Genomic DNA, 25,594 nt, shown 5'->3' on the forward strand with positions numbered 1-25,594 from the left:
AGTCCACCTCGTTTTATTACATCATGGAGTAGAGTGTGTGTTGTTTTGGTGAGGCTGGCGTAAATCAGCGCTACGTTGTTCTAGTTGTTGCCAAGGCGCTTTATCTGGTGCAAAGCGCGCTCGAAGATACATCGCTAAATCAGCGACTTGGGTATTGCTAAAACTGTCGGAAAAACCAGGCATGCTGCCGACGCCTGGAACGTGGTCTGCGTGGACACCGCTTAAAATCGACTGAATAACGTTGTCCGGATGGTCGCTATGAATATTGGTATTTAGCGCGAGTGACGTCCTCGCGCTAGAGAAAGTAGGTACTCCGGTCGCCACATGGCAGGCTGAGCAAGCGCCATCGAATAGGCGCTCGCCCGCCTCCAGTCCAGGTGTACTCAGCGTGGCGCCGGCCACACGCTGCTCGGCCCTCTCCACAGCTACCTCGCTATCATCCGTTGGTGCCTGCATTTGCGTGGCCACATAGTGGGCAATGGCTCTCACGTCGTATTCAGGCAATTCGGCCAACCCTGCAACGACTGGCGCCATCGGGCCAGAGGCAACGCCATGCAGCGCCGACTCACCATGACGCAAATAGTCGTAGAGCGATGTTTCACTCCAAGCAACCGGCGCACGCGACAGCGCATTGAGTGGCGGCGCCTCCCAGCCATCAACAAAGGCCCCTGCAAAATAATTCTTGCCGCTTTTCTCCGCGCCCATGGCATTACGTGGGCTATGGCAAGCACTGCAGTGGCCTAACCCTTCGGCAAGATAAGCACCTCGATTATAAAGCTCGCTTTGCATCGGGTCTGGCTGAAAGGAAGTGGGGTCGTGATAAAGCGCGTTCCAGCCGGCCATCAAAGAGCGCACGCTGAAGGGAAAAGCAAGATCGTTAACGGTTTTATCCGATGACACCGCCGGCTGAGACATTAGGTAGGCGTACAGCGCCTGTAAGTCGGTATCACTTGTTTTGGCAAACGCCGTATAGGGAAAAGCGGGATAGAGATGACTGCCATCGCGACTGATGCCATGCCGCATTGCTCGTTCAAACGCCGCGTAGGACCACTGACCAATACCGGTTACCTCGTCTGGCGTAATGTTAGTGCTGTAGAGCGTTCCAAAGGGCGTTTCAAATGAACGCCCACCCACGTTGGTGACACCATTGTCCACGGTATGGCACGCTGCGCAATCGCCAGCAGCGGCGACTAGCCGTCCGCGCTCAATGGTATCGGCGGAATAAAGATTGGCGGCTGGCCGAGCAATAGGTGCCACGGCGCCCTTCCACGGCCATGCGATAGCCACCGTGCTCGCCATTGTAGTCAGTGCCGCAGCGGCTAACCAGCGCCGCTTCGCAGGGCGCTGCAGTTTAATCGGGCGCCCTGCACTCTCCATCGCTGGCTCTTGGAGCGCTTGGCGGACACGCTTGGCCGTAAAAGGGGGCTGGCGAAAACGAATGCCGGTCGCATCAAATAACGCGTTGGCAATCACGGCAACCCCAGGCGACAGCTCTGCCCCGGTTAATACATCGGCAGCAGGCTGGTTAAAAGAAGAAGGCGCCCTTTGCGTTACCGGTTGATAGCCACGCGTAGCCAGCTCGCCCACCCTTGCAGCGACGGGCAAGAATACATTGCGACCATCACCCCACTCATCAAACGCGGGGCTTTGCCCTAAAAGCGGACGGGCTTCACCCAACACCCGTTTTTGGAGCGTTTGCTGAAGACGCTCAGTATCCACATCAGGGCCGGTGTCTTGGCCAACAACCAAACGGGTCAGCTGCACCTCACCGGTAATACGGTTAACCACTACGTCAGCAATCCACGCAGAGCGTACACCGGGTGTCTCACGTTGATCACGGCTTGGCAGCTGGGAGTATGCAAAACCGCGACCTCGCAGCAGATCCTGCGGCGCTGACGAGGGAGAAAGCGGCGACAGCGGCACCGTCCATTCAGCCCGTTTAGCGACCGACTCTATCAGCGCTATGCCACGCGCATCGTCGAGGTGACGAAGACGCAGAGCAATGGGGTCTTGTTCGCTATCACGAGCCACCTCGTCTAGAAATGACTCTCGCGCAAACGCCTGCTGAATGTCGACGACAGTAGAATCGCTTGAAAAGGCATTGGATTGGCTTCTTGAAGCAAGATATTGATCGCGAAAAACGTAAGGTGAAAACGGCGCTGCATCGTTACTATTATCCGAAGCCTCAGTAGCCCAAGCCTCAGCCGTAAGCTCAGTGGTCACGGCCTTGCCACTCAGCCAGAGCCCGACGGCGGCTACCTCACCGATAATACTGGCCTGCTGGTAATGATAGCGAGCGATCTCACCGCTGCTGGCAAGATCGGCTTCTAGCGTCATCCGCTGCGCCTGCCCCAGCGCCTCTTTATCTTTTGCATAACGGGCATCAAGCCAAACCGCTACCGGCCCCCCCACCGCCTTAGACATTAGCGCCGCATCGACAGCGGCATCATCGCCGCAATGACGGCCAAGCCCGGTTGCTTGGCGCGACACCTGCGTTTGGTCGAGGCAGTAGAGCTCAATCTGGTTAACGGGCAATGCGGTTAAGCGACTTAAATCGTGCTTAAGCGCCAGCGGCGTAACGGTTTCTCCCCAAATATCGAGCTGGTGCTGGCGATAATCCGCGATCACCCAGCCGGGGCTATTTCCCCAATGCATCCGGCTCGGCCAGCCATACTGCTGGCGCATTGACGCCTGCGATTGAGGGCTTTGTTTAACAGCGCTAAATTTGAGAGGAGTAGATTTAACAGAATCAGGTGCGTTATTGGTTGGCTGGCACACGGCTTGCCACTCAACCTTGAGCTGCTTAGCCGCATCAATGGCCAAGGCCAAACTGCTGGCGACAATCCCCACAAAGTCTTCTTCAACCACCACCTCAATAGCGCCAGGTAGTGAGTCGACGCTGGACCTATCGACACTGATTAAGCGATCGCTCTCGAAACGCTCACCATCCCAATGATAGTGAGGTGGACGTACGACGACGCCATAGCGTGTATGCGCCAATGTCGCGGGAATACTCGCCTGATTCTGACGATGACCCAGCCACTGCCCTTCACTCATGAAGTGGCTCCTGCAATCGGCTCGCATTGAGGTCGACCGCAAGTTGCGCTGCTTGCAAAATTTCAACGTGGGTACCGCAGCGGCACAGATTATGCTCAAGCGCTGTACGAATCTGTTGTGCAGAAGGCTGTGCATTATGATTTAGCAGCGCACGAACGGTGATGATCATACCGTTCAGACAATAGCCACACTGGGCTGCTTGAGCCTCAATGAAGGCTTGCTGAACAGGATCAAGCTGGCCGTTGCTGGCCAGCCCGTCAAGCGTGATGACGTTATGGCCAACGGCAGCGGACACGGGTAGCACGCACGTTCGTGCGGCCATGCCATCGATCAATACACTGCATGCACCACATTCGCCCAAGCCACAGCCGTATTTAGGGCCATTAAGCGCTAGGTCATTACGCAGCACATTGAGTAGCGGCGTATGCGGGGACACCGCCAACTCATGCTCTTGTCCATTGACTGTCAACGTTAGCGTCATAAGGAATCATCATCTTATTGTTAAAACGGCCTTCTTGCCTGGATACGACTCAGCTATTAATTAGATATTACGCATAAAATCTGCTCGCCAAACACCTTTCGTAGCACTGAATACTCAGTCTATTTTCACCTTTATCGCTAGGCATGCACCGGTAAAGTGCGACGATGCTCACAAACGTGCATAACAAGTGTATACGCCATAAAAAAATACTAATAAAGATATAGCACTCAAATGACTCGTCTTTCAAGTTTTTTATAAAAATCATTAAAATACAAAAAAAGTTATTAAATTCAGATAAATATAATACATAGCAACATTTTTAGTGACAAAAAATAATTTTATCACTAAATCCTTGACCAATAAATAAATGGTGTATACGTTGTTTTATAGCATCTACAAACTCACTCATCGTGGCGCTCTTCACGGTGATGCGTGGATAAAACAGCGAGGCAACGACGACATGAAAAATAAACCCACCATTGCAGTCATTGGCGCAGGCCTTGGCGGTGCCGCGGCTGGCGCATTGCTGCAGCAAGCGGGCTATCCCACCAAGGTGTACGAACAAGCGCCGGCTTTTTCTCGTCTGGGCGCGGGGATTCACCTTGGCCCCAACGTTATGAAAGTCATGCGACGTATCGGCATTGAGGAAAAACTGAATGCCATGGGGTCACACCCCGATTACTGGTTCAGCCGTAACGGCATGACGGGGGAATATCAGTCGCGTATCCCGCTGGGTGAGTTTGCTCTCGAAAACTACGGGGCAGCCTATATCACCGTCCACCGTGGCGACCTCCACGAATTAATGGTGAGCACGCTCGATCAGGATAATCTACATTTCGATAAGCGCCTGGTTGATGTCGATGACAGCGGCGATAAGGTCGTCATGACCTTCGCCGATGGCTCAATCGAAGAGGCCGACTTAGTCATTGGTGCTGATGGTGTTAATTCACGCCTGCGTGAGAAATTACTCGGCACTGAAGCGCCTATCTACAGCGGCTGGGTCGCCCATCGCGCCATTATTTCTGCTGAAAAGCTCAAAGCGTACGATCTGGACTTTGAGGCGTGCGTAAAGTGGTGGTCAGAAGATCGTCATATGATGGTTTATTTCGTTACCGGCGACGAAAAAGAGTATTACTACGTAACGGGCGTCCCCGAGCCCGACTGGAACCACGGCACCTCCTTCGTCGATAGCTCCCAGGAAGAAATGCGTACAGCGTTCAAAGGCTACCACCCCACCGTGCAAGCGCTGATCGACTGCACGGAAAGCGTCACGAAATGGCCGTTGCTTGAGCGTAATCCGCTACCCCTGTGGCATGAAAACCGCCTCGTATTGCTCGGTGATGCCTGCCACCCAATGAAGCCACATATGGCTCAAGGCGCCGCTATGGCGATTGAAGATGCCGCCATGCTGGTGCGCTGCCTGGAAGACGTTGGTGCTGACAATTATCAAGATGCTTTCGAGCTTTATCGCACCAATCGCTTTGAGCGTGCCTCGCGAGTGCAGCAGGTCTCCCACGACAATACATGGCTACGCGCAGATGAAGACCCGGCCTGGGTATTCGCCTACGATGCCTTTGAAGTACCACTGAAGCAACCTGACGCGATCAACGAAGGAAGCCCAGTATGAGCAGCACCTATCTTTATGGCGCGAACCTACACGCCAACGGCATTCGCCAGCACTACCTGCGTTTCGGCGGCAGCGCCACGTCCTCGCGCCAGCCGCTGGTGCTGATACCGGGCATTACGAGCCCCGCTATCACCTGGGGATTTGTAGCCGAGCGGCTGGGCCAGCACTTCGACACCTACGTGCTGGATGTCCGTGGGCGCGGCTTATCGTCTACCGGCCCCGAGCTCGCTTACGACATCGACACCTGCGCTGACGATGTGATTGCGTTTATTGATGAGCTAGGGCTCGACAATGTCATTCTGGCAGGCCACTCCATGGGCGCGCGCTTTGCGCTTCGCGCCATAAGCCGCGGCGCAAAGGGCATCGCCAAGCTGGTACTGATCGACCCACCGGTCTCAGGACCAGGACGTCGAGAATATCCCAGCAAGCTGCCGTGGTATGTGGACTCGATTCGTGACTGCACGCGTGGCGCCGACGTTGAGACTATGCGTCACTACTGCCCGACCTGGAGTGACGAGCAGCTGCGGCTGCGCGCCGAGTGGCTGCATACCTGCTTTGAGCCCGCCATTGTTCAGGCGTTTGAAGAGTTTCACAGCGTCGATATCCACCAAGACCTCCCCAACATCAGCGTGCCTACCCTGCTGATGTGCGCGGGCAAAGGCGGCGTTATTCAAGATGAAGATCGCGCTGAAATGATTGAGCTGATGCCCACCCTGCGTATTACCACCGCAGAAAACGCGGGCCACATGATTCCCTGGGATGACTTCGACGGCTTTTTTGCCGCTTTTGAAGACTTCCTCGGTACACAACTCTAATAAAGGCCAATGATCATGACTCACACCACCATGACCAAAACATACCGTATCGGCCAGATCGTCCCCAGCTCAAACGTCACCATGGAAACGGAAATTCCGGCCATGCTGGCGGCACGGCAGCTGATTCGCCCCGAACGCTTTACCTTTCACTCCAGCCGCATGCGTATGAAAACCGTCAGCAAGGACGAGCTCGCAGCGATGGACGCTGAGTCAGACCGCTGCGCATTGGAGCTTTCCGATGCTGCGGTCGATGTGATGGGCTACGCCTGTCTAGTCGCGATCATGGCCATGGGGCCTGGCTATCACCGCGAATCACAACAGCGCTTACGCAGCCGCACCAAAGAGAACGGCTGCGATACCCCGGTGGTGACGAGCGCGGGTGCGTTGGTCGATGCACTAGGCGTGATGAAAGCCAAACGCGTTGTCGTGGTAGCGCCCTATATGAAGCCACTCACCGAGATGGTGGTTGATTACATTCGCCAAGAAGGCATTGAAGTGCTTGATTACCGGGCACTCGAAATCCCTAATAACCTGGATGTCGCCCGCCACGATCCCGCTAATCTTCCTGACATTGTCGCTAGCCTCGATTTAAGCAACGTCGATGCCATCGTGCTATCAGCCTGTGTGCAAATGCCATCGCTGCCGGCGGTTGCCAAGGTAGAGGCACTAACCGGCAAACCGGTCGTGACCGCTGCAATCGCCACTACCTACGCCATGCTTAAAGCGCTCGATTTAGAGCCTATTGTTCCAGGGGCGGGTGCACTTTTATCCGGTGCTTATTAAAGATATCGAGCGCTTATTAAGGAGATGACCATGCCGCCACACACTACTGATGTCAGCGATGACGCTGTTGATAGCACTGCCACGGACAACTACAAAGGCGTTTGGGATGGGCGCATCGGATTTGGCACCAAGCCTGCGCTGCTTGTGGTCGATTTCATGCAGGGCTACACCACGCCTGGCTCACCGCTATTTGCCCAGGGCGTTGTCGATGCCGTTGCTAATATGCCGACGCTTTTAGCCGCCGCGCGACGCAGTGGTACTCCGGTCATCCACACCAATATTCTGTATCACGCGCCGGATCAAATCGACGGCGGCATCTGGGTTAAAAAAGCACCTGTGATGCGAGCCATGGTGGCAGGCAACCCGTACGCAGCGTTCTGCCCCGAAGTAACGCCTGGCGAAGATGAGCTGGTGATGACCAAGCAGTATGCCAGCGCCTTCTTCGGCACCTCGCTTGCTTCAACGCTCGTCGCCATGGGGGTCGATACACTGATCATCACCGGCTGCTCAACCAGCGGCTGCATCCGCGCTACTGCGGTTGACGGCCTACAGCACGGCTTTCGCGTGATCGTCGTGCGCGACTGCGTCGGCGACCGCCACCCAGCACCACACGAAGCCAATCTGTTTGATATCGATAGTAAGTACGGGGATGTGATTAGCCTGAATGAAACCTTGGATTACTTAGCCACTAGCTAGCTATCCGCGTTCATTTTTTCGAGCAGATGCATCAGCGCAACGCGCTCTGCAGGATTGAGATTTTGCATGGTCTGATCGCTGATTTGCTTGGCGCTGGGTACCATATTTTCGACCAGCTCAGCGCCCAACTCAGTGATGACGACCATCACTTTTCGCTGATCATTAGGGTCCGTGGTCAGCGAGATCCATCCGCGGGCCTTGAGGCGTTTAATAACGCCACGGATCGTCGCCGGGTCTATCGCTGTGACATTGACGATATCAGTTAACGAGCTGGGACCACGTTCCATCACCGTACACAGCGTCACAAACTGGATAGCCGTTAGCTGTTTATCGCTACTGTATCGTTGAAAAATAGCCGTGTGGCGCTGATAGGCTTTACGTAGCAGGTGCCCCACTTGTTCTGAAAAATCATAGCCTTGCTCTGAAGGCGTAGGATGCTCACCGGCCGACGAGTGATGAAGCGCACTATCCGTTGTCATTCAATATCCTTAATGTATTGGCGCCGCTATGTACCGAGTATGGCACTGATGATCAGGGGCATGTATCAGCCCACCAAATACTGCTTGCGTGAGAACAATTCACCATGCTTTTATGGCGTACACGCTATAATTTTACCTTAATTATCGCCAGTTCATCACCTCAATTACATTAATTTAAAAGATAGCTTGGGAATCGGTTATGGCGGATAAATCAAACTATACAAGACAGTCACTGCTGCATGAGCCAGATCTTCTGGTTGTCTATAGAGATCCTATAACGCCGCCCAAACCAGCCCCAGGTCAACCTGGCACCCTTTCTCTCTTCACGCCCATTGAGCCCGAGATATTCATCGCCATCTTGAGCGATAGCCATATCGTGGCATTCAACGGACACGTAGATCTCGGCACCGGCATACGCACATCGCTGGCACAAATCGTAGCGGAAGAGCTGAGCACGGCCTTCGATAGTGTCACCATGGTGCTCGGCAATCCCTTTGATGTGCCCAATCAAGGGCCCACCATTGCCAGTGCGACGATTCAGATTACCGCGGAACCTCTGCGCCGCGCAGCGGCACAGGCACGCGAATACCTGCTCACACTGGCCGCCAAACACTTTGGCGTCGAGCGCTCCCTACTAAGCTGCCAACACGGCGCTATTCATTTCAGCAGTACTATCCAGCCCAACGACAAGCATCAACCTTCAATTAGCTTTGGAGCACTACTACAGGGTGCACGCCATGCGTTGAAGCTAGATGATCGCGCACCGCTCAAGCCCGCCAGCGATTACACGCTAGTAGGTCAAGCCATGGCTCGCGTTGATATCCCGGATAAAGTCACGGGCAAATTAACCTTCGTCCATGACTTCCGCCTTCCCGACATGCTGCATGGACGAGTAGTTCGCCCCCCTTATGTAGGTCACGATAAGGGCGCGTTCATCGGCACCAGCTTGGTAGCCGTTGATAAAAGCTCTGTCGCTCATTTGCCAGGCGTGATTAGCGTTGTCGTAATAGGGGATTTTATCGGTGTCGTCGCTGAGCGTGAAGAGCAAGCCGCCGCCGCCGCTAAACAGCTTAAAGTCGAGTGGCGCCCAGTCGAAGGGCTTCCCCAACTGGACAATATTGAGCAAGCGCTACTGGATTTACCCAGCAAGCAGCGCATGCTCATTGACGAGGGTGATCTAGATAGCGCGCTTAGCGCGGCCAGCCAGCCGCTCAATCGCAGCTATGTTTGGCCTTTTCAACTGCATGGCTCGATAGGCCCTTCTTGCTCAGTGGCTGATGCGCAAGCAGGCACGATTCACGTTTGGTCGGGAACACAGAATCCACATAGTTTGCGTGCAGACTTAGCGCGCCTAACCGGCTTAGATGAGAGCGTCATTACCGTCACGCGCATGGAGACGTCGGGCTGTTATGGCCGCAACTGCGCTGACGATGTGGGCGCCGACGCCGCGCTGCTTTCCCAGGCAGTCGGCCGCCCTGTTCGCGTGCAGTTAACGCGCGAGCAAGAACACACGTGGGAGCCCAAAGGAGCAGCTCAGTACATGGCTATTGAGGGCGGGCTGAACGCAGACGGTAGCCCAGCAGGCTATCGTTTTAGCTCACGCTATCCTTCTAACAGCGCGCCGACACTGGCGCTGCTTCTGACAGGTGCAGCGCCGCCGATCGATATCCCCTTTGAAATGGGCGACCGAACATCGGTGCCGCCCTATCATTACCCTCATCGACAAATCATTTGTGACGACGTGCCAACGCTTGTTCGTGCCTCTTGGCTTCGCGGCGTCTCGGCATTACCCAACACCTTCGCTCATGAAAGCTACATTGATGAACTGGCCTGTTTGGCAAACGAAGATCCCGTCGCTTACCGATTGCGCAACTTGCCTGACGCCCGCGCCTGCGAGCTTATTGAAGCGCTCGTACAGCGTGCGAACTGGAAAACAGGTATCGCCAATAAAAATCCGAAAAAAGACGCTGACTGGTGCTATGGCCGTGGCTTCGCTTATGCGCAATACGTGCACAGTAAATTTCCAGGCTTTGGCGCGGCACTCGCCGCCTGGGTTGTCGAGCTTAAAGTGAATACGAAGAGCGGACGTATTGTCGTGGAACGGCTATTCGTAGGGCAGGATGCGGGCCTAATGGTGAATCCTGCCGGCGTTCGCCATCAGGTACATGGCAATGTCATTCAGATGCTAAGCCGTACCTTAAAAGAACGGGTAACTTTTGAAGATAGCCTACCCACCAGCAGGGAATGGGGTGGATATCCAGTGCTGCGTTTTTCTGATCTTCCTGCAATCGATGTCATGCTGCTTGATCGCCCGGAACTACCGCCACTAGGCGTAGGAGAATCCACATCACTACCCGGCGCTCCCGCGATTGCTAACGCGCTCTTCGATGCAACGGGCGTGCGATTCACTCATCCTCCTTTTACACCGGACAACGTTCGCGAGACGATAATCGCTCGGTTTTGAAGTCATTGTCTGCGACGCCAGAGATGAGGCGCGAAGAAACTTCGACGTATCCGGCGTGGAAGTGCAGTCTGTGCTGCCCTCAGCGTTCATTGCCTCGGGCGGCTGTCATGCCAATACCGCCGTTGTCGCCTTAACGCATGACCCCCGCATTGACGATTTAGCGATGATTGAGGCCGTCCGGACGGAGGCATTTTACATTGGCGTCATGGGCTCTCAGAAGACTTCACAACAACGGGGAGAACGTCTACTGCGTTCCGGCGGCCTGACGGAAGCCCAAGTCGCAAGAATCGCCATGCCGATTGGACTTAATCTAGGCAGTAAAACGCCTGCGGAGATTGCGCTAGCCGTGATGGCCGATATTGTCCGTCTCAGGCGTGGAAAACACTCGACGAACTGTAATCACCTTCCCAGCAAAAAAATGAAATAGCGAAGTGGGGGGAGTTCTGATCTTATTGATCCCTGAATTCAACCAATAACGCTAAAAGGCACCCGCTGGGTTGCCTTTTGACTTAGCAGCAGTCGATGTAATACAAGTCTCATTCCATATGTAACAGCGTATAAAGCGCCTCGCTAGCATGGCGTTCATCACGCTCATCAATGCTGCCAACACCCATTGCACGATCATTGTCATACACCACAAAAATACGCTCATGGTCCAATACCGCCAACCCTTCTGCCTTATGCTCAAACTCAAGAGGAATACCGTCCAGCCCATGTATCAAGGCAGGCGGCTCGCCAGTGTAGAGACTGCCTAGCTCCATTACCCATAGATAACCACCGATACGCTCCACGTTATCGATTTCTGTTTCAAAACTGGTCATCAGATAGAGCCGATGGTGGTAGGGATCATATTCAAGGCTCGATAAACCGCACGCAACGGTGACGTCTTCATGTTGAGTCGGCTCAAACGCATATATTTCGCGCATCTCGTCGATAAATTCGAGATTGCCAGAAGCACTTACCACGTAATGGGCTCCGACCACACGGCTCACGTAGGAAAAGTCATCGTGTCGCTGCCCCTGCTCGCGCACGCCAAAAAGCAGCAATCCATCGCCTTGCTCGCTCGGCACCGCGGCTAACCCCTCTATCTTGTAGTAGGAAAAACCAATCGCCTGATTGAGCTTATGGCGCAACTCAAGTGAACCTTCAACCCCGTCACGCGGATCAGGATCAACGGCCTGAACCTTATCCGGCTCACCGAGTGGCCAGATAAGCAAATGGTTATAGGCGTTCAGGTCGTGGGTAGCATCGTCAATGCGGTCAAAACCGGTCGTGGCCAATACGTGTTTGCTATCGGCGGTTAACGCAAAATCTTCGTACTTTACGGCGCGTTTAATAAGCGGCGCTGTAAAGTATTCCAGCCGCGAATCATCAGGCCCTTCTGCCGTCATCGGCAGCGAAAACACGGCGGAGCGATGCTCACCAGGAATCGGCTTGTCACTGGCTAGCAGTAATCGCTCACCGTCGTACACAACGGCTGACACTTCTGCGTTGGCGAGTTGGCCCTGCTCATCACGCAGGCCAACGGGAAAACAGTGAATACTGCCCTGCTGCACAACTCTGGCTTTCTGCATCGTTATACTCCTTGGAACTATCATTCATAGAGAGAAAAGATCATTTATAAAGACAGTGCCAAGACTGGAAAACTCCATGCTTGGACAAATCATACTGTGGACTAAATTAAGCGGCATCTTCATCACGCCAATAAAAAGCCCGCATCGTTCGATGCGGGCTTGGCAAAGCGAATTAAACCTCGTCGTGCTTACGCAATATCAAATCGATCCGCGTTCATCACTTTCGCCCAGGCTGCGACGAAGTCTTTAACAAACTTCTCGTCGTTATCGTCCTGCGCATACACTTCTGCGTAGGAACGCAGAACTGAGTTCGCGCCGAACACTAGGTCAATGTGCGAAGCAGTCCATTTGAGAGCATTCGTTTGACGGTCGCGAATCTCATAGGCATTTTTACCTACCGGCTTCCAGGTATTGCCCATGTCCGTCAAGTTGACGAAGAAGTCGTTGGTCAACTGGCCTTCACGGTCGGTAAATACACCTTGCTGAGTACCGCCGTAGTTGGTGCCCAGTACGCGCATTCCGCCGATCAGCGCGGTCATTTCGGGGCCTGTGAGCCCCATCAACTGGGCGCGGTCGAGCAGCAGTTCTTCGGGTTTCACCGCATAGTCTTTCTTCTGCCAGTTGCGGAACCCGTCTGCCAGCGGCTCTAGCGGCTCAAACGATTCACCGTCGGTCATCTCAGCAGAGGCATCGCCACGCCCTTTCAGGAAGGGCACGCGAACATCATAACCTGCTGCTTTAGCGGCTTTTTCGATCGCCACACTGCCGGCCAGAACAATCACGTCGGCAAGGCTCGCGCCGGTATCGGCAGCAATCTGCTCGTATGCTGCCAGCACTTTGGCGAGACGCGCAGGCTCGTTGCCTTCCCAATCTTTCTGGGGCGCTAAGCGAATGCGAGCACCGTTGGCACCGCCACGCATGTCAGAGCCGCGGTAAGTCCGCGCGCTGTCCCAGGCAGTGCTAACCATCTCGCTGATACTCAGGCCGCTTTCGGCGATGCTGTGTTTCACCACTTCTTCGCTGTAATCGGTATTGCCCGCCGGAACCGGATCCTGCCAGATCAAATCTTCGGCAGGTACTTCCGGGCCGATGTAGCGGGCTTTTGGGCCTAGGTCACGGTGGGTCAGTTTGAACCACCCTTTGGCGAAGGTCTTTTGGAAATAAGCCGGATCAGCCATGAATTTTTCGCAAATGGCGCGATAGGCCGGGTCCATCTTCATCGCCATGTCTGCATCGGTCATGATCGGATTGCGACGAACAGAAGGATCGCTGGCATCAACCGGCTTATCTTCTTCTTTGATATTCACGGGCTCCCACTGGTGGGCGCCTGCCGGGCTCTTCTTCAGTTCCCACTCATAGCCAAACAGCAGGTCAAAATAGCCCATATCGAACTGCGTAGGATTGGTCGTCCAGGCGCCTTCAATACCGGAGCTCACGGCATTGCTTGCCTTGCCGCCCATGGCCGGATTACCCCAGCCAAATCCCTGGTTCTCAACAGATGATCCTTCGGGCACGGCACTGAGCGCCCCCGCATCACCATTGCCGTGACATTTACCCACGGTGTGGCCACCGGCGGTGAGCGCGGCGGTTTCTTCATCGTTCATGGCCATGCGGGCGAAAGTTTCACGCACCTGCTGAGCCGTCTTGAGCGGATCAGGCACGCCGTTAACGCCTTCAGGGTTGACGTAGATAAGCCCCATCTGCACCGCAGCTAGGGGGTTTTCCATGGTTTCAGGCTTTTCAACGTCGCCGTAACGCTCATCAGAAGGCGCCAGCCACTCTTTCTCATTGCCCCAGTAAATATCTTTTTCCGGATGCCAGACGTCTTCACGGCCAAACGAAAAGCCGTAGGAAGGAAGGCCCATGGATTCATAAGCCACCGTGCCCGCCAGAATCATCAGGTCGGCCCAGCTAATTTTGTTACCGTACTTTTTCTTGATCGGCCATAGCAGACGGCGCGCTTTATCAAGGCTGACGTTGTCCGGCCAGGAGTTGAGCGGTGCAAAACGTTGGCTGCCGGTACCACCGCCACCACGGCCGTCGGCAAGGCGATAGGTGCCCGCAGAATGCCATGCCATACGAATCATTAAGCCGCCGTAGTGGCCCCAATCGGCTGGCCACCACGACTGGCTGTCGGTCATTAGCGCATGAACATCTTGCTTCAGCGCGTCAAAATCGAGTTTTCTGACCTCTTCCCGGTAGTCAAAATCAGCATCCATCGGATTCGTTTTGCGGTCATGCTGGTGCAAAATATCCAGATTAATCCCTTCAGGCCACCAGTCTTTATTCGACGTGCCCGTGGAGGTGTTACCACCATGCATGACAGGACATTTACCGCTCATAGCTTTCTCCCTTATTGCTTGTGCCTTGGTGGCGCTGTTTTTGACTAGCGCTTATCCAAAACTTTCACCTAGTACTTTCACCCAGTACTTTCACCTAGCTCTGTTTTAAAGCAGAACGGTCATAGTCACAATTTGCTTTTTATTAAAGGGCTAATAGCTTTTAACCATTAGGCGCCATCGGCCGCCGCTACGCGGTGAACTCCTCGGTGTCGATATCCGCCTGCTGTGCTTCGCTGTAGCGGGCACCCGCCACTTGGTCTGGCGTCATCATGGCATCCAGCTGTGTCAGGGTGATGTCATCAAGACGCAGCGTTTGCGCCGCTAAGTTTTCGCGCATATGGGCAGGCGTACGCGTGCCCGGAATAGGGATAATGTGGCTGCCTTTCGACGTCAACCACGCAAGCGCCAGCTGCCCTGGTGTGACGCTTAATGCCTGCGCCAACGCAGCTAAGCGCTCAAACAGCGTGACATTGTGCGGATAGTTCTCGGCACTAAAGCGCGGCATATTACGACGCATATCGCCCTCTTCAAGACGCATTGGATCTTGAACCGCGCCGGCCAAAAAGCCCCGCCCCAAGGGACTAAACGCGACCATCGCCGTGCCCGTCTCATGGCACGCATCAATCAGCGCGATTTCAGGATTGCGCGTCCACAGCGAGTATTCCGACTGCACGGCCGCAACGGGGTATTCAGCCGCCGCGCGGCGCAACGTTGTGGCGGAAACTTCAGACAACCCCACGCCGCCAATTTTGCCCTCTTCCATCAAGCGCCCTAGCGCGCCTACGCTCTCTTCAACGGGGACTTGGCGATCCAAGCGGTGCAGGTAGTAGAGATCTAAATGGTCGGTACGCAGCCGCGCAAGGCTCGCTTCGCACTGTTTGCGCAATGTTGCCGGGCGGCCGTCAATCACCCGCTTGCCTGACTCAGGGTCAATAGCCAAGCCGCATTTACTGGCCAGAAACAGCTGGTGCCGCTTGCCCTCCAGGGCGCGTCCGACCAAACGCTCATTAGCGGTGCCACCGTACAGCGTAGCGGTATCGAAGTGGCGATAGCCCATATCAAAGGCCTCATCAAGCGCTCGCAGGGCAGCACTTTCAGGCACGATGCTGCCGTAACCATGGGAAAGATTCATGCAGCCAAGCCCAATCGAAGGGGCATTAACAGCATTAAAACGTTGGAAAAAATTCGACATAGGAACTCCCGGCTTTAAAACAGTTTTATAACGTTTCACCGCCAAACTGCAGCGCGGCTAAATGACGATAGAGCGGGCTATTGGTGATTAACTCAGCGTGCGTGCCCGCCGCAACGAGTCGCCCGCCATCCAGCACCAGTAACCGATCGGCGGCGATAACCGTGGCGAGCCGGTGGGCGATCACAATGCTGGTGCGCCCCACCATCAGCCGGTCCAGCGCCTGCTGCACCAGTCGTTCGCTTTCGGCATCCAAGGCGCTGGTGGCTTCGTCCAGCAACAGCACGGCGGGATTTTTTAGCAGCGCTCGGGCAATAGCGAGCCGCTGACGCTGGCCACCGGAAAGCTGCACGCCTCCCGGCCCCAAGGGCGTATCAAAGCCCTGGGGCAGCGCCTCGATAAACGCAAGCGCGCTGGCATCCTGAGCAGCGACCCGTAATGTGCCAAGATCAGCCTCGGCGTCGCCATAGCGAAGGTTCTCGGCCACCGAGCCGCTAAACAGCACCGGCTCTTGGGCCACCAGCCCGATGGCACGGCGCAAAGCACCCAGGTCTAAGCGACGGATATCCAGACCATCAAGGGAAACATGTCCTTGGCTAGGGTCATAAAAACGCAGCAGCAGCGCCAAGAGCGTGCTCTTTCCCGCTCCCGAGGGGCCGACAATAGCCACGCGCTCTCCCGGCTGGATATGTAAATCAAACGCCTCCAGCGCTGGCGTCGTTCTGCCGGGATAAACGAAGCTAACGTTCTCTAATCTAATCTCACCACGCGGTGGATTGGGTAGCGCGTGAGGGCTTACGGGCGACTGGATAGCGGGCGGCGTATCCAGCAGTTCCAGCAGCCGCTCAGCGGCCCCCGCTGCGCGCTGCACATCGCCCGCTACTTCGGCAAGCGTTGCAATAGAGCCTGCCGCCAGCACGGCGTAGAAGATAAACGCCGACAGCTCGCCAGCGCTCATGGTGCCTGCTAGTACCGCTTGGCCGCCCTGCCAGAGCATCAGCCCCACGGCCGTAAACACGACCAGCATGGCAATACCCGTCAGCCAGGCGCGCTGCTGCGTGCGCTCTACAGCGCTGCCAAACGCCTGTTCCACGCGCTGGCCGTAGCGAGCTTTATCCGCCGCCTCGTGGGTAAACGCCTGAATGGTTCGGATACCGCTCAGCGCCTCTTCGGCATAGCGGCCAAGTTCGGCCACGCGGTCTTGGCTGGTACGCGATAGCCGCCGCACTCGACGGCCGTACCAAACAATGGGCAGCAGCGTGGCGGGAATGCCAATCAGCACCATTGCCGAAAGCCAAGGCTGAGTAATCAGCATTAATACCACCGCACCGATTAACATCACGGCATTACGCAGCGCCAGCGATACGGAGGAGCCAAACAAGCTCTGTAGCACGCTGGTGTCCGCCGTCAAACGAGAGGCAATTTCACCGGCGGCACGCCCCTCACTGGCGCTTTCAAAAAAGCTGGGCTCTAAGGCGAGTAAATGGTCAAACACACGCTGGCGAAGGTCAGCGGCCAAGCGTTCGCCAATCCAGGTCACCTGGTAGTAACGCAGTGCAGACGCCAGCGCCAGCACGGCCACGACAACCAGCATCAAGACCAATGCCTGCGCGAGGGCGCGTTCATCGGCACCGATAAAGCCGCGATCAATCACTAAGCGCAGCCCATTACCCAGCAGCAGCACGCTGCCAGAGGCCAGTATCAGCGCCAGGCCAGCCAATGCTAACCGTAGCCGGTATGGGCGAAGGAGCCCCAGCAAACGCAGCAGCACACGGGGGTTAGAACGTTGATTCATAATAGTGAGTGCTCAGCAGCCAAGGCGGTTAATGACCATAGCAGGAGTGGCAATGGCCTGCACAGCACAAAAAAGCCCGCGAATAATCGCGGGCTTACGGGCAGACTGACGCAGCTAACGGCGGATTTACGCCGCTTAACGCCCTCGCCTGAACCTAATCAATCAACGGCAGCAGCGTATTGAGGCTATCGCGCGCATCGCCATAGAACATCCGCGTGTTGTCTTTGAAGAACAGCGGATTCTCAATGCCGGAATAACCGGTGCCCTGGCCACGTTTGCTGACAAATACCTGCTTCGCCTCCCACACTTTAAGCACGGGCATACCGGCGATAGGGCTATTCGGATCTTCTTCAGCCGCGGGGTTAACGATATCGTTGGAGCCAATCACGATCACCACATCCGTAGAGGCGAAGTCATCGTTAATTTCGTCCATTTCCAGCACGATATCATAGGGCACTTTGGCTTCAGCCAGCAGCACGTTCATGTGCCCTGGCAAGCGCCCCGCGACCGGGTGAATACCAAAGCGAACGGTTTTACCCGCCGCGCGCAGCTTGCGCACCAAATCGCTGACCGCGCTTTGTGCTTGAGCCACGGCCATGCCATAACCCGGCACAATAATGACGCTGTCAGCATCATTCAGTGCACTCGCCACGCCGCCTGCATCAATGGCCACCTGCTCGCCTTCGATTTCAGCCGCTGGCCCTTGGTTACCGCCAAAGCCGCCTAAAATCACGTTAACGAACTTGCGGTTCATCGCCTTACACATGATGTAAGAGAGAATCGCGCCCGATGAACCCACCAGCGCGCCCGTCACAATCAATAGATCGTTGGAGAGCGTGAAGCCGATGGCCGCCGCCGCCCAGCCGGAGTAGCTGTTGAGCATCGACACCACCACCGGCATATCCGCCCCGCCAATACCCATAATCAGGTGATAGCCGATAAAGAACGCCAATGCCGTCAGCAGAATCAACGTCCAGAAGCCGGCACCGTTAAGGTAAAGAATGGCTAATAGCAGCGACAGCACCGCCGCGCCCGCATTGAGCAAATGCCCGCCGGGCAGTTGGCGAGGCTTGCCATCAATCTTGCCCGCCAGCTTGCCAAACGCAATCACCGAGCCGGTAAAGGTCACCGCGCCGATAAAGATGCCCAGCACTACCTCAACCTGCAGAAACGTAAGCTCGTCAGGGGCTTTGGTGGCGACCAGCGCCGCAAAAGCGGAGAACTGATCCAGCGATGCATCGACAGCCCGCGCAGCCACTACCCGGCGGCGTTCTAAATCAGCGCTCCACGCCACAAGTACCGCTGCCAAGCCTACAAAACTATGCAGTGCCGCCACGAGCTGAGGCATTTCGGTCATCTCGACCTTGCCCGCTACATAAGCGCCAACCCCTGCGCCGATCAGCATCATGGGAATTAGCCACCAGTAGCCGCCAATACCGGGGCCGAGTGCCGTGAAAAACACCGCCACTGCCATGCCCACAATGCCGTACCACACGGCGCGTTTGGCTTTTTCCTGATTACTCAAGCCACCTAGCGACAGAATAAATAGTACGCTTGCCGCGATTGCCGCGGCAGATACGAATCCTTGACCCAACATATCGTCTCTCCGCCGCTTAGGATTTTTGGAACATGGCCAGCATCCGGCGTGTCACCAGGAAGCCACCCACGATATTAATTGACGCGATAAGCACTGAGATTGCCGCCAATACGCTAACCACTGCGCTGCCGGAACCAATCTGCAGAATCGCCCCCAAAATAATGATGCCCGAAATCGCATTGGTCACCGCCATCAACGGCGTGTGCAGCGAGTGGCTGACTTTCCAAATCACCTGGAAGCCGATAAAGCAGGCTAGTACAAAGACAATAAAGTGCTGCATAAAGGAAACAGGAGCGACTTGACCGAGTAGCAGCATCAACGCGCCACCGATGGCCAACAGCCCCACTTGGCGCGTGGTTTGCGCTTTAAAGCCGGCAATCTCGGCGGCTTTTTTCTCTTCAAGCGTGGGCTCTTTCTCTTTCTTCTTCGGCTTAGCCGCGCCAATCGCTTTCACTTTAGGCGGCGGCGGTGGGAAGGTGATTTCGCCCTGATGCGTTACCGTGGCGCCACGAATCACATCGTCGTCCATATTGTGATTAATCACGCCCTCTTTCTCAGGCGTTAGATCCGTCAACATATGGCGAATATTGGTGGCGTAGAGCAAGGATGACTGCGTTGCCATGCGCGAGGGGAAATCGGTGTAGCCGATCACGACCACGCCGTTATCGCTGACCACGCGCTCGTCAGGCTTGGTGAGATCGCAGTTACCGCCCTTCTCGGCGGCCAGATCAATAATCACCGAGCCCGGCTTCATGGCTGCGACCATATCTTCCAGCCACAGCTTGGGCGCAGGCTTGCCGGGGATCAGTGCGGTAGTGATGACGATATCGACATCGAGCGCCTGCTCACGGAAGCATTCAAGCTGCTTCTCGCGAAACTCAGGGCTTGAGGGCGATGCGTAACCACCGCTTTCGGAACCGTCCTGGCTATCTTCAAAATCGAGGAACACGAACTCCGCGCCCATGGACTCGATCTGCTCAGATACCTCAGGGCGCACATCAAACGCGCGTACCACGGCACCCAGGCTGGTGGCGGTACCGATCGCGGCCAACCCCGCCACGCCCGCGCCAATCACGAGCACCTTCGCCGGTGGCACCTTGCCCGCGGCGGTCACTTGGCCGGTAAAGAAGCGGCCAAAGTTGTTGCCCGCTTCAATCACTGCGCGATAGCCCGCGATATTGGCCATGGACGAAAGCGCGTCCATCTTCTGCGCCCGTGAGATACGCGGCACCATATCCATCGCTACTACGGTTGCGCCCTGGGCCTTACATTTTTCAAGCAGCGCTTCATTTTGAGCCGGCCAGAAGAACGCGATCAATGTTTGGCCTTCACGCAACCGCTCGGCTTCTGCATCGGAGGGCTCACGGACTTTAATGACCACCTCAGCATCGCGCCAGAGCGCATCAGGACCGTCCACTACGGTCACGCCAGCCTCGCGATAAGTATCGTCATTAAAGCCCGCCGCCAAACCTGCGCCGGTTTCAACCAGGCACTCGTGGCCTAGTTTCTGGATCTGCTTTGCGCTCTCAGGGGTTAGCGCTACACGCGCTTCTCCCTGGGCACTCTCCTTCGGTGCGCCTATTTTCACTGGCGTTCTCCTTTTATTAATTGTCTGCAGCGCCCCTTAAATGAACGTAATGCAACGCACATTCCGCTCAAGGCATAGCATCATTACCGACGGCTAGTTTTCTTTCAACCGTATTGAACCTTGTCAGGCCAACATTAAAAATTAATTTTTCTTTTAGTAAGCCGCGAAAGGCCGGTGGTTGAAGGCCTGCGCAAACGTCGTAAGCTGCTGATAAAGCCAGGCAATGGCCGGATCACTGGCATAGAGCCCATGCTGGATCAGGGTCATTTTTAACGCTGGCAACTCCTGCGGTGGTTCCACTAAGCGTACCGGCAGCATATCGACAAACCGTTCAGCCATTTGCAGCGGGAGCGTCATGATCGCTTCTGTTAACGCCACCACCCGCGCGGCGGCGATATAGTTGAGATTCTTAGAAATCACATGCCGCCTTAAGCCGTGCTGCACCAAACAGCTGTCAATGTTACTGGGGCGCAGGCCGCTGATATCGGTCAGTTCCACATGCCTTTCTCGGGCAAATTGCACGATATCTAACGTTTCACCTATGCGCTTATTATGAGTCGCCGCCAAACAGACCAGCTCCTCATCCATCCAGGGCGTTTGTATCACGCCACTAGGCAGTGCGCTTTGGCTATCCAATCCTACCACCATGTCGACATGGCGTTGTTCAAGACCTTCACTTAATACATCAGGGGTAATCAGCTCAATTGAAAAGCTAATGCCCGGCGCATAGGCCAATAGCTGGCTAAGAAAAGGCGGGTACATCACCTCTTCAAAGTAATCCGTGGTGGCAAGCGTAAAGCGCCGCGTGCTCTCGGCAGGCGAAAATATCGCAGGCGGCGCGAGCCCCTCACGAAGCAACGCCAGCGCCTGCTGCACGACGGGCAATAGCGCCAGCGCGCGTGGGGTTGGCTGCATACCGTTTTCTGTGCGCACCAACAGCGGGTCGCCCAGCGACTCTCGCAGACGCTTAAGCGCATGGCTCAGCGCTGGCTGGCTTAGATAGAGCGCCTCTGCCGCCCGAGTAACGTGGCGTTCACGCATCAATGTCTCAAAGACCAGCAGCAGATTAAGATCGAAATAACGGAACGAGCGCATAGCGCCTCACTATTCATTCTATGAATGATTAAATTCTAAACATTCATTTAAATTATCGCCAATTATTCCTTATCGTCTGCCCCATTCGCGACCATCAGAAAGTTCCTGCACATAAGGAGAAGCACACCGGTGACTCACCACCACGCAATGCCTGCACAAACGATGCCCAGCCTTTATGGCGATGTGATTTCTACTTTTATGGGTGTCGCAAAAGCAACGGACCCCAAGGCAACCGACGCCGATGTCGTGGTGAGTGGCGTGCCTTTTGACCTTGCCTGTTCGGGCCGTGCCGGCACCCGCATGGGGCCAAATGCTATTCGTCAAAGTACCGCTAATTTAATCTGGGAAGGCAAACGCTGGCCCTGGGACTTTGCGCTAGAAGAACGCTTAAGCGTGTGCGATGCCGGCAACGTTGACTATGCGTATGGCGAGCCCGAGAGCCTGGTAGACAATCTGGAAAAGCATGCCCACCGCTGGCTAAGCGCAGGTAAAAAAATGCTGACGCTCGGCGGCGATCATTACATTAGCCTGCCGCTGCTGCGCGCCCATGCGCGGGTACACGGCCCGTTAGCACTTATTCATTTCGATGCTCACACTGACACTTACGAGCAAGGCACGCGCTTTGATCACGGGACCATTTTTCACCATGCCCTGAAAGAAGGCCTGGTCGTGCCTGAGCACTCGCTGCAAATTGGCATCCGCACCAGCTACGACCGCAGCAACCATCCTTATGAAGTGCTGGACGCTGACTGGGTCAACGACCACGGCCCCGCTGCGGTGCTGGAACGTATCCGCGCCCGCGTTGGCCATCACCCGGCCTACGTTAGCCTGGACATTGATGGACTCGACCCGGCTTACGCACCCGGCACCGGCACGCCCGTTTGCGGCGGCATGTCGACTGACTTAATGTTGAAAGTCATCCGCGGCATGGTCGGTATGGATTTAATCGGCATGGACGTGGTGGAGGTCAACCCCGCCTATGACCACGGCGACATCACCTCATTGGCCGCCGCCACGCTGGGGCTGGAGTTTTTGTATACGTTAGCGGCGTCTAAGGGCGTTTGAAACGTTACTCATGATGCTTAGCCGTTATTAACAGCGCCAAGCATCAAGCCAATTGATTGCTCACTGCCAGATGGCCCTATAGTTATGCTGCCAGGGATGGTCATCCTGATAACGTGCGGCCAGCGCCAGCAGCAGGTGGTCCGCCTGCCAGGGCCCGATAAGCTGCAAACCGATTGGCAGACCTTCACGGGATAGCCCCGTAGGTAGGCTGATCGCTGGATTGCCGGCAGCATTCACCCAGCCGGTGAAAATCGCATGGCCACGGGGGCCAACTGGCTGACCATCGATCATGGGCGGATAGGGTTCATCAGCGGGCCATGACAACGCCGCAATGCTCGGCATCAGCACAACATCGGTACGCGTAAACAAACCATCCACTTGATTTCTAAGCTCATCAATAACGTTAAGCAGCTGCCAGAGTTTGGTTGATAGCAGGCTAGCGCCCGCCTCAGCCATCTCACGGTATTTAGACGACGCCTGTGCGATCCAGTCAGGTTCGTCAGCGCTAACTGCGCCAAGCCAATCTTACCGATGTCACTCCAAGCTTCATTGAGCGATGCTAAATCGAGAGGGAAATCTGTTCGTTCTACGCGCATGCCAAACTGCTCAAAGCGGTCTGCGGCTGCCTCTACCTGCTGTCGAATCTGAGGATCCACCGGCTGACCATCCAGCGAAGTAATGCATAACAAGCGCGTAAGTTTTCTATCGCGAGAAAGCTTGAGCACCTGAGAGCGTCGATCTAAGCAATCACTTCCTTCAAACTGGCACTCAACGAGCGGCTATCAATAGACGGCGTTGAACGCCTGGGACTGGTCTCTCCCTACGTTAGTGATGTACAGAACAAAATCATCAAAAACTATCGCTCAATCGGCGTTACCTGTATTGCCGAGGATCATCTCAGCATTAGCGACAATTTTTCATTTGCCGAAGTGAGTGAATCAACGCTTGATAGCCAAGTTCGCAACGTGGCGAAAGCCGCACCTCAAGCTATCGCCACCTATTGCACTAACCTGCATGCGGCTCAGGTAGTATCACGCTGGGAGCGCGAGCACGGCATTCCGATATTTGACACAACCGCCACCGTAATATGGAAAATACTGCGCATGATCGAGGTTGATCCACAGTCGTTACGTGGGTGGGGGCAGCTCTTCACACAAAGCCGTTAACGCTCTTCAAGGCCGTGCGATCAAAACATACTGGTCAGTTTGTAGCATGCGCCAAACCCGACCCTGTTCAACTCAAGCATAACGCGGAGGTTATTAAATGAATCGATTAGCGACGCACCTCCTCGCCAAAGCACTCTGTAACGCCTGGACAACCGGACAATCGCTCTCTAATAAACAAGCACATCAGCTAGCACCGCAAAGTAGCGAGGAAGCCTACCTGATACAACAGCAGGTGGCCGCCCAACTTAATTTTTTCGATGGGCAAAGGCCGACAGCATGGAAGGTTGGTGGAAATCGCGAACTATCTGCGGCTACGCCTATTGCTGATGCCCATACCGTAAGCTCACCCTTCACATTTGACACCTCCACGGCTCATAACATGCTGGGCATAGAGGCGGAGCTCGCCGTTCAGCTAAAGGCGCCGCTATGGGCAGGAAGCACCCGACAAGAGGCGCAAGAGGCGATAGGCCACGTCGTTGTTGCTATCGAACTATGCGATGTAAGGGCAATCGGCTGGCCGCAACTTCCACCCCACTTCTTATTAGCCGATCAACAGATGAACCGCTGTCTAGTCCTGGGTAGCGGCTTAGCAGAGGGTTGGCAACCACAGTTTGCTCATTCCACGGCCAGCCTGTCGGTTAACGGAACCACGCTGCAAGAAAAGCAAAGCGCTCATCCGCTTAATGATCCACTCGCGCTTTTACCGTGGCTTGCCAATCATGCAGAGAAGCAGGTTGGTTCTGGCCTAGCGGCAGGCGATTGGATCACTACCGGCGCTTGGCTAGGGATCTATGAAGCCAAGCCAGGAGACACTATCGTGGTGAGTTTTTCAGGCATTGGCGAGGCTAGGTGTGTGTTTTCCAAGTAGTCATCCTCTACCAGAATATTAAGGCCTAGAAGTCTCTACGAAACCCGGGTCGATTCATAAGAACATCATAAAAGACCAGAGCAACATAAGATTCTAGCGGCCTGGGAAAGTGCATCAATAGGCCGTACTTCTCTGTAGTGTAGGCTTTGTCTCCCACACCTCGCCATCCTGGGCCATACGTACTTTGGGGGGTAGGCACGGCGGGGTTACTAAACACTCGGCATCAAGGTCATGACCAATATGGGTCAGATACGCTTGCGGCGGGTTAAGGCGGGTGATGATATCGAGTGCCTGGGTAATGGTGTTGTGGTTTCGTGGCGTTGCGTAAGACGCCGGGTGGCAAGCATCAAGTACCACGACATCCGGCCCCCAACTGCGCAAAAAACGCTCAGTTTCTACAGGCAAGCCGAACGTATCCGTAAGATACGCTAACCGCGTTCCGCCATCGTCTAGGCAATAGCCCAGCGTGGGTTTTGAGTGATTGAGCGGCACCGGCGTTACCGTCAAACTTTCCAATGTGAGCGGCTTAAACGGCTTTAAACCGGGCTGAAAATCCAGCACACCTGAATTGCGATAAAGGTCGGCACATCCTTGGGGATCTTTTGGCCCGTAAACCGGAATCGATTCGCCACTGCCCCAGCGCAGGTGGAATAACCCCTGCACGTGGTCAGCATGATAGTGAGTAATTAAAAAAGCGGCGGGGCGCTCTATATCACAGCTATGGGCCAAGTCCATACGGCCCGCATCGAGTAGGTAGCGCTTTCCATCCACGCGTACCTCGGCGCAACAAGGCCCTCGCTGCAGGCTAGTAAACACTCGTGCCCGTGTGCAGGCCGCACAACCGCAGCCAAAACAGGGCACCTGGGCGCTGTCACCCGTGCCGATAAATTGAAACTCCATCGCTCAGCTCTCC

Annotated in this window: 20 protein-coding genes and 1 pseudogene; 9 read left to right on the forward strand and 12 right to left on the reverse strand. The window is 55.3% G+C overall.

All coding sequences use genetic code 11. The features are described from left to right. Positions 1-21: 21 nt before the first annotated feature. Together KUO20_RS14965 and KUO20_RS14970 are read right to left on the reverse strand one after the other, a co-directional pair. The gene (locus KUO20_RS14965) at positions 22-3,057 is read right to left on the reverse strand and encodes a c-type cytochrome (RefSeq protein WP_235040629.1); all 3,036 of its coding nucleotides are present in this window, start codon (positions 3,055-3,057) and stop codon (positions 22-24) included. Next, positions 3,050-3,538: a (2Fe-2S)-binding protein gene (locus KUO20_RS14970; RefSeq protein WP_235040630.1), complete on the reverse strand. Its 489-nt coding sequence runs from the start codon at positions 3,536-3,538 to the stop codon at positions 3,050-3,052. The genes KUO20_RS14965 and KUO20_RS14970 overlap by 8 nt, the downstream gene beginning before the upstream one ends. Positions 3,539-3,998: 460 nt before the next feature. Between KUO20_RS14970 and KUO20_RS14975 the strand changes: the two genes are divergently transcribed. Genes KUO20_RS14975 through KUO20_RS14990 form a run of 4 tightly spaced genes read left to right on the forward strand, consistent with a single transcriptional unit; the run spans position 3,999 to position 7,459 of the window. Next, positions 3,999-5,165, forward strand: coding sequence for an FAD-dependent monooxygenase (locus tag KUO20_RS14975; RefSeq protein ID WP_235040631.1), 1,167 nt, complete (start codon positions 3,999-4,001; stop codon positions 5,163-5,165). Beyond that, positions 5,162-5,980 carry an alpha/beta fold hydrolase gene (locus KUO20_RS14980; RefSeq protein WP_235040632.1) on the forward strand — a complete coding sequence of 273 codons (819 nt, stop codon included), beginning with the start codon at positions 5,162-5,164 and terminating at the stop codon, positions 5,978-5,980. The genes KUO20_RS14975 and KUO20_RS14980 overlap by 4 nt, the downstream gene beginning before the upstream one ends. A 30-nt stretch (positions 5,981-6,010) precedes the next feature. After that, positions 6,011-6,763: a maleate cis-trans isomerase family protein gene (locus KUO20_RS14985; RefSeq protein WP_479715081.1), complete on the forward strand. Its 753-nt coding sequence runs from the start codon at positions 6,011-6,013 to the stop codon at positions 6,761-6,763. 30 nt (positions 6,764-6,793) lie between these two features. Then, positions 6,794-7,459, forward strand: coding sequence for an N-carbamoylsarcosine amidohydrolase (locus KUO20_RS14990; RefSeq protein WP_235040633.1), 666 nt, complete (start codon positions 6,794-6,796; stop codon positions 7,457-7,459). On the opposite strand, the gene KUO20_RS14995 is transcribed toward KUO20_RS14990, so the two are convergent. Further along, positions 7,456-7,938, reverse strand: coding sequence for a MarR family winged helix-turn-helix transcriptional regulator (locus tag KUO20_RS14995; protein ID WP_235040634.1), 483 nt, complete (start codon positions 7,936-7,938; stop codon positions 7,456-7,458). The genes KUO20_RS14990 and KUO20_RS14995 overlap by 4 nt on opposite strands. A 199-nt stretch (positions 7,939-8,137) precedes the next feature. Here KUO20_RS14995 and KUO20_RS15000 point away from each other — a divergent pair, with 199 nt between their 5' ends. Together KUO20_RS15000 and KUO20_RS15005 are read left to right on the forward strand one after the other, a co-directional pair. Continuing rightward, positions 8,138-10,402 (forward strand): xanthine dehydrogenase family protein molybdopterin-binding subunit, encoded by a 2,265-nt coding sequence (locus tag KUO20_RS15000; RefSeq protein ID WP_422823084.1) that lies wholly within the window; start codon positions 8,138-8,140, stop codon positions 10,400-10,402. Further along, positions 10,389-10,829, forward strand: a pseudogene (locus tag KUO20_RS15005) (XdhC family protein); the annotation flags it as partial. The gene KUO20_RS15000 and the pseudogene KUO20_RS15005, both read left to right, overlap by 14 nt. 109 nt (positions 10,830-10,938) lie before the next feature. On the opposite strand, the gene KUO20_RS15010 reads toward KUO20_RS15005, so the two are convergent. The 7 genes from KUO20_RS15010 to KUO20_RS15040 form a co-directional block, all read right to left on the reverse strand. Beyond that, positions 10,939-11,976, reverse strand: coding sequence for a hypothetical protein (locus tag KUO20_RS15010; RefSeq protein WP_235040635.1), 1,038 nt, complete (start codon positions 11,974-11,976; stop codon positions 10,939-10,941). A 188-nt stretch (positions 11,977-12,164) separates the two neighbouring features. After that, positions 12,165-14,318, reverse strand: coding sequence for a catalase/peroxidase HPI (gene katG, locus KUO20_RS15015; protein WP_235040636.1), 2,154 nt, complete (start codon positions 14,316-14,318; stop codon positions 12,165-12,167). A gap of 187 nt (positions 14,319-14,505) precedes the next feature. Beyond that, a complete protein-coding gene (locus KUO20_RS15020; protein ID WP_235040637.1) occupies positions 14,506-15,510 on the reverse strand; it encodes an aldo/keto reductase in 1,005 nt (334 codons plus the stop codon). Between the two features lie 25 nt (positions 15,511-15,535). Beyond that, positions 15,536-17,302 (reverse strand): ABC transporter transmembrane domain-containing protein, encoded by a 1,767-nt coding sequence (locus KUO20_RS15025; protein ID WP_235040638.1) that lies wholly within the window; start codon positions 17,300-17,302, stop codon positions 15,536-15,538. Positions 17,303-17,456: 154 nt separating this feature from the next. After that, positions 17,457-18,899, reverse strand: a complete 1,443-nt coding sequence (locus KUO20_RS15030; protein WP_235040639.1) for an NAD(P)(+) transhydrogenase (Re/Si-specific) subunit beta — start codon at positions 18,897-18,899, stop codon at positions 17,457-17,459. A gap of 16 nt (positions 18,900-18,915) precedes the next feature. Further along, positions 18,916-20,487 (reverse strand): Re/Si-specific NAD(P)(+) transhydrogenase subunit alpha, encoded by a 1,572-nt coding sequence (locus KUO20_RS15035; protein ID WP_235040640.1) that lies wholly within the window; start codon positions 20,485-20,487, stop codon positions 18,916-18,918. A 153-nt stretch (positions 20,488-20,640) separates the two neighbouring features. After that, positions 20,641-21,582, reverse strand: coding sequence for a LysR family transcriptional regulator (locus KUO20_RS15040; protein ID WP_235040641.1), 942 nt, complete (start codon positions 21,580-21,582; stop codon positions 20,641-20,643). A 162-nt stretch (positions 21,583-21,744) separates the two neighbouring features. On the opposite strand from KUO20_RS15040, the gene speB reads away from it, so the two are divergent. Further along, positions 21,745-22,647, forward strand: a complete 903-nt coding sequence (speB, locus tag KUO20_RS15045) for an agmatinase (RefSeq protein WP_235042497.1) — start codon at positions 21,745-21,747, stop codon at positions 22,645-22,647. A 60-nt stretch (positions 22,648-22,707) separates the two neighbouring features. On the opposite strand, the gene KUO20_RS15050 is transcribed toward speB, so the two are convergent. Beyond that, entirely contained in the window at positions 22,708-23,103 is a 396-nt protein-coding gene (locus tag KUO20_RS15050; protein ID WP_235040642.1) for an amidase family protein, read from the reverse strand. 353 nt (positions 23,104-23,456) lie between these two features. Here KUO20_RS15050 and KUO20_RS15055 point away from each other — a divergent pair, with 353 nt between their 5' ends. Then, on the forward strand, positions 23,457-23,813 hold the full coding sequence (locus tag KUO20_RS15055) for an aspartate racemase/maleate isomerase family protein (protein ID WP_235042498.1): 357 nt from the start codon (positions 23,457-23,459) through the stop codon (positions 23,811-23,813). A 97-nt stretch (positions 23,814-23,910) separates the two neighbouring features. After that, on the forward strand, positions 23,911-24,681 hold the full coding sequence (locus KUO20_RS15060; RefSeq protein ID WP_235040643.1) for a fumarylacetoacetate hydrolase family protein: 771 nt from the start codon (positions 23,911-23,913) through the stop codon (positions 24,679-24,681). A 114-nt stretch (positions 24,682-24,795) separates the two neighbouring features. On the opposite strand, the gene phnP is transcribed toward KUO20_RS15060, so the two are convergent. After that, entirely contained in the window at positions 24,796-25,581 is a 786-nt protein-coding gene (gene phnP, locus KUO20_RS15065; protein WP_235040644.1) for a phosphonate metabolism protein PhnP, read from the reverse strand. Between the last annotated feature and the right edge of the window lie 13 nt (positions 25,582-25,594).

The organism is Vreelandella profundi (genome assembly GCF_019722725.1).
In the GTDB taxonomy this organism is placed as follows: Bacteria; Pseudomonadota; Gammaproteobacteria; order Pseudomonadales; family Halomonadaceae; genus Vreelandella; species Vreelandella profundi.

Coding starts and splice junctions, on each gene's coding strand:
- KUO20_RS15010 (WP_235040635.1), bottom strand. CDS start 11,976: ATGCAGAAAGCCAGAGTTGTGCAGCAGGGCAGTATTCACTGTTTTCCC.
- KUO20_RS14970 (WP_235040630.1), bottom strand. CDS start 3,538: ATGACGCTAACGTTGACAGTCAATGGACAAGAGCATGAGTTGGCGGTG.
- katG (WP_235040636.1), bottom strand. CDS start 14,318: ATGAGCGGTAAATGTCCTGTCATGCATGGTGGTAACACCTCCACGGGC.
- speB (WP_235042497.1), top strand. CDS start 21,745: ATGCCCAGCCTTTATGGCGATGTGATTTCTACTTTTATGGGTGTCGCA.
- KUO20_RS15060 (WP_235040643.1), top strand. CDS start 23,911: ATGAATCGATTAGCGACGCACCTCCTCGCCAAAGCACTCTGTAACGCC.
- KUO20_RS15040 (WP_235040641.1), bottom strand. CDS start 21,582: ATGCGCTCGTTCCGTTATTTCGATCTTAATCTGCTGCTGGTCTTTGAG.
- KUO20_RS14995 (WP_235040634.1), bottom strand. CDS start 7,938: ATGACAACGGATAGTGCGCTTCATCACTCGTCGGCCGGTGAGCATCCT.
- KUO20_RS14990 (WP_235040633.1), top strand. CDS start 6,794: ATGCCGCCACACACTACTGATGTCAGCGATGACGCTGTTGATAGCACT.
- KUO20_RS14975 (WP_235040631.1), top strand. CDS start 3,999: ATGAAAAATAAACCCACCATTGCAGTCATTGGCGCAGGCCTTGGCGGT.
- KUO20_RS15020 (WP_235040637.1), bottom strand. CDS start 15,510: ATGTCGAATTTTTTCCAACGTTTTAATGCTGTTAATGCCCCTTCGATT.
- KUO20_RS15025 (WP_235040638.1), bottom strand. CDS start 17,302: ATGAATCAACGTTCTAACCCCCGTGTGCTGCTGCGTTTGCTGGGGCTC.
- phnP (WP_235040644.1), bottom strand. CDS start 25,581: ATGGAGTTTCAATTTATCGGCACGGGTGACAGCGCCCAGGTGCCCTGT.
- KUO20_RS14965 (WP_235040629.1), bottom strand. CDS start 3,057: ATGAGTGAAGGGCAGTGGCTGGGTCATCGTCAGAATCAGGCGAGTATT.
- KUO20_RS15030 (WP_235040639.1), bottom strand. CDS start 18,899: ATGTTGGGTCAAGGATTCGTATCTGCCGCGGCAATCGCGGCAAGCGTA.
- KUO20_RS14985 (WP_479715081.1), top strand. CDS start 6,011: ATGACCAAAACATACCGTATCGGCCAGATCGTCCCCAGCTCAAACGTC.
- KUO20_RS15050 (WP_235040642.1), bottom strand. CDS start 23,103: ATGGCTGAGGCGGGCGCTAGCCTGCTATCAACCAAACTCTGGCAGCTG.
- KUO20_RS14980 (WP_235040632.1), top strand. CDS start 5,162: ATGAGCAGCACCTATCTTTATGGCGCGAACCTACACGCCAACGGCATT.
- KUO20_RS15000 (WP_422823084.1), top strand. CDS start 8,138: ATGGCGGATAAATCAAACTATACAAGACAGTCACTGCTGCATGAGCCA.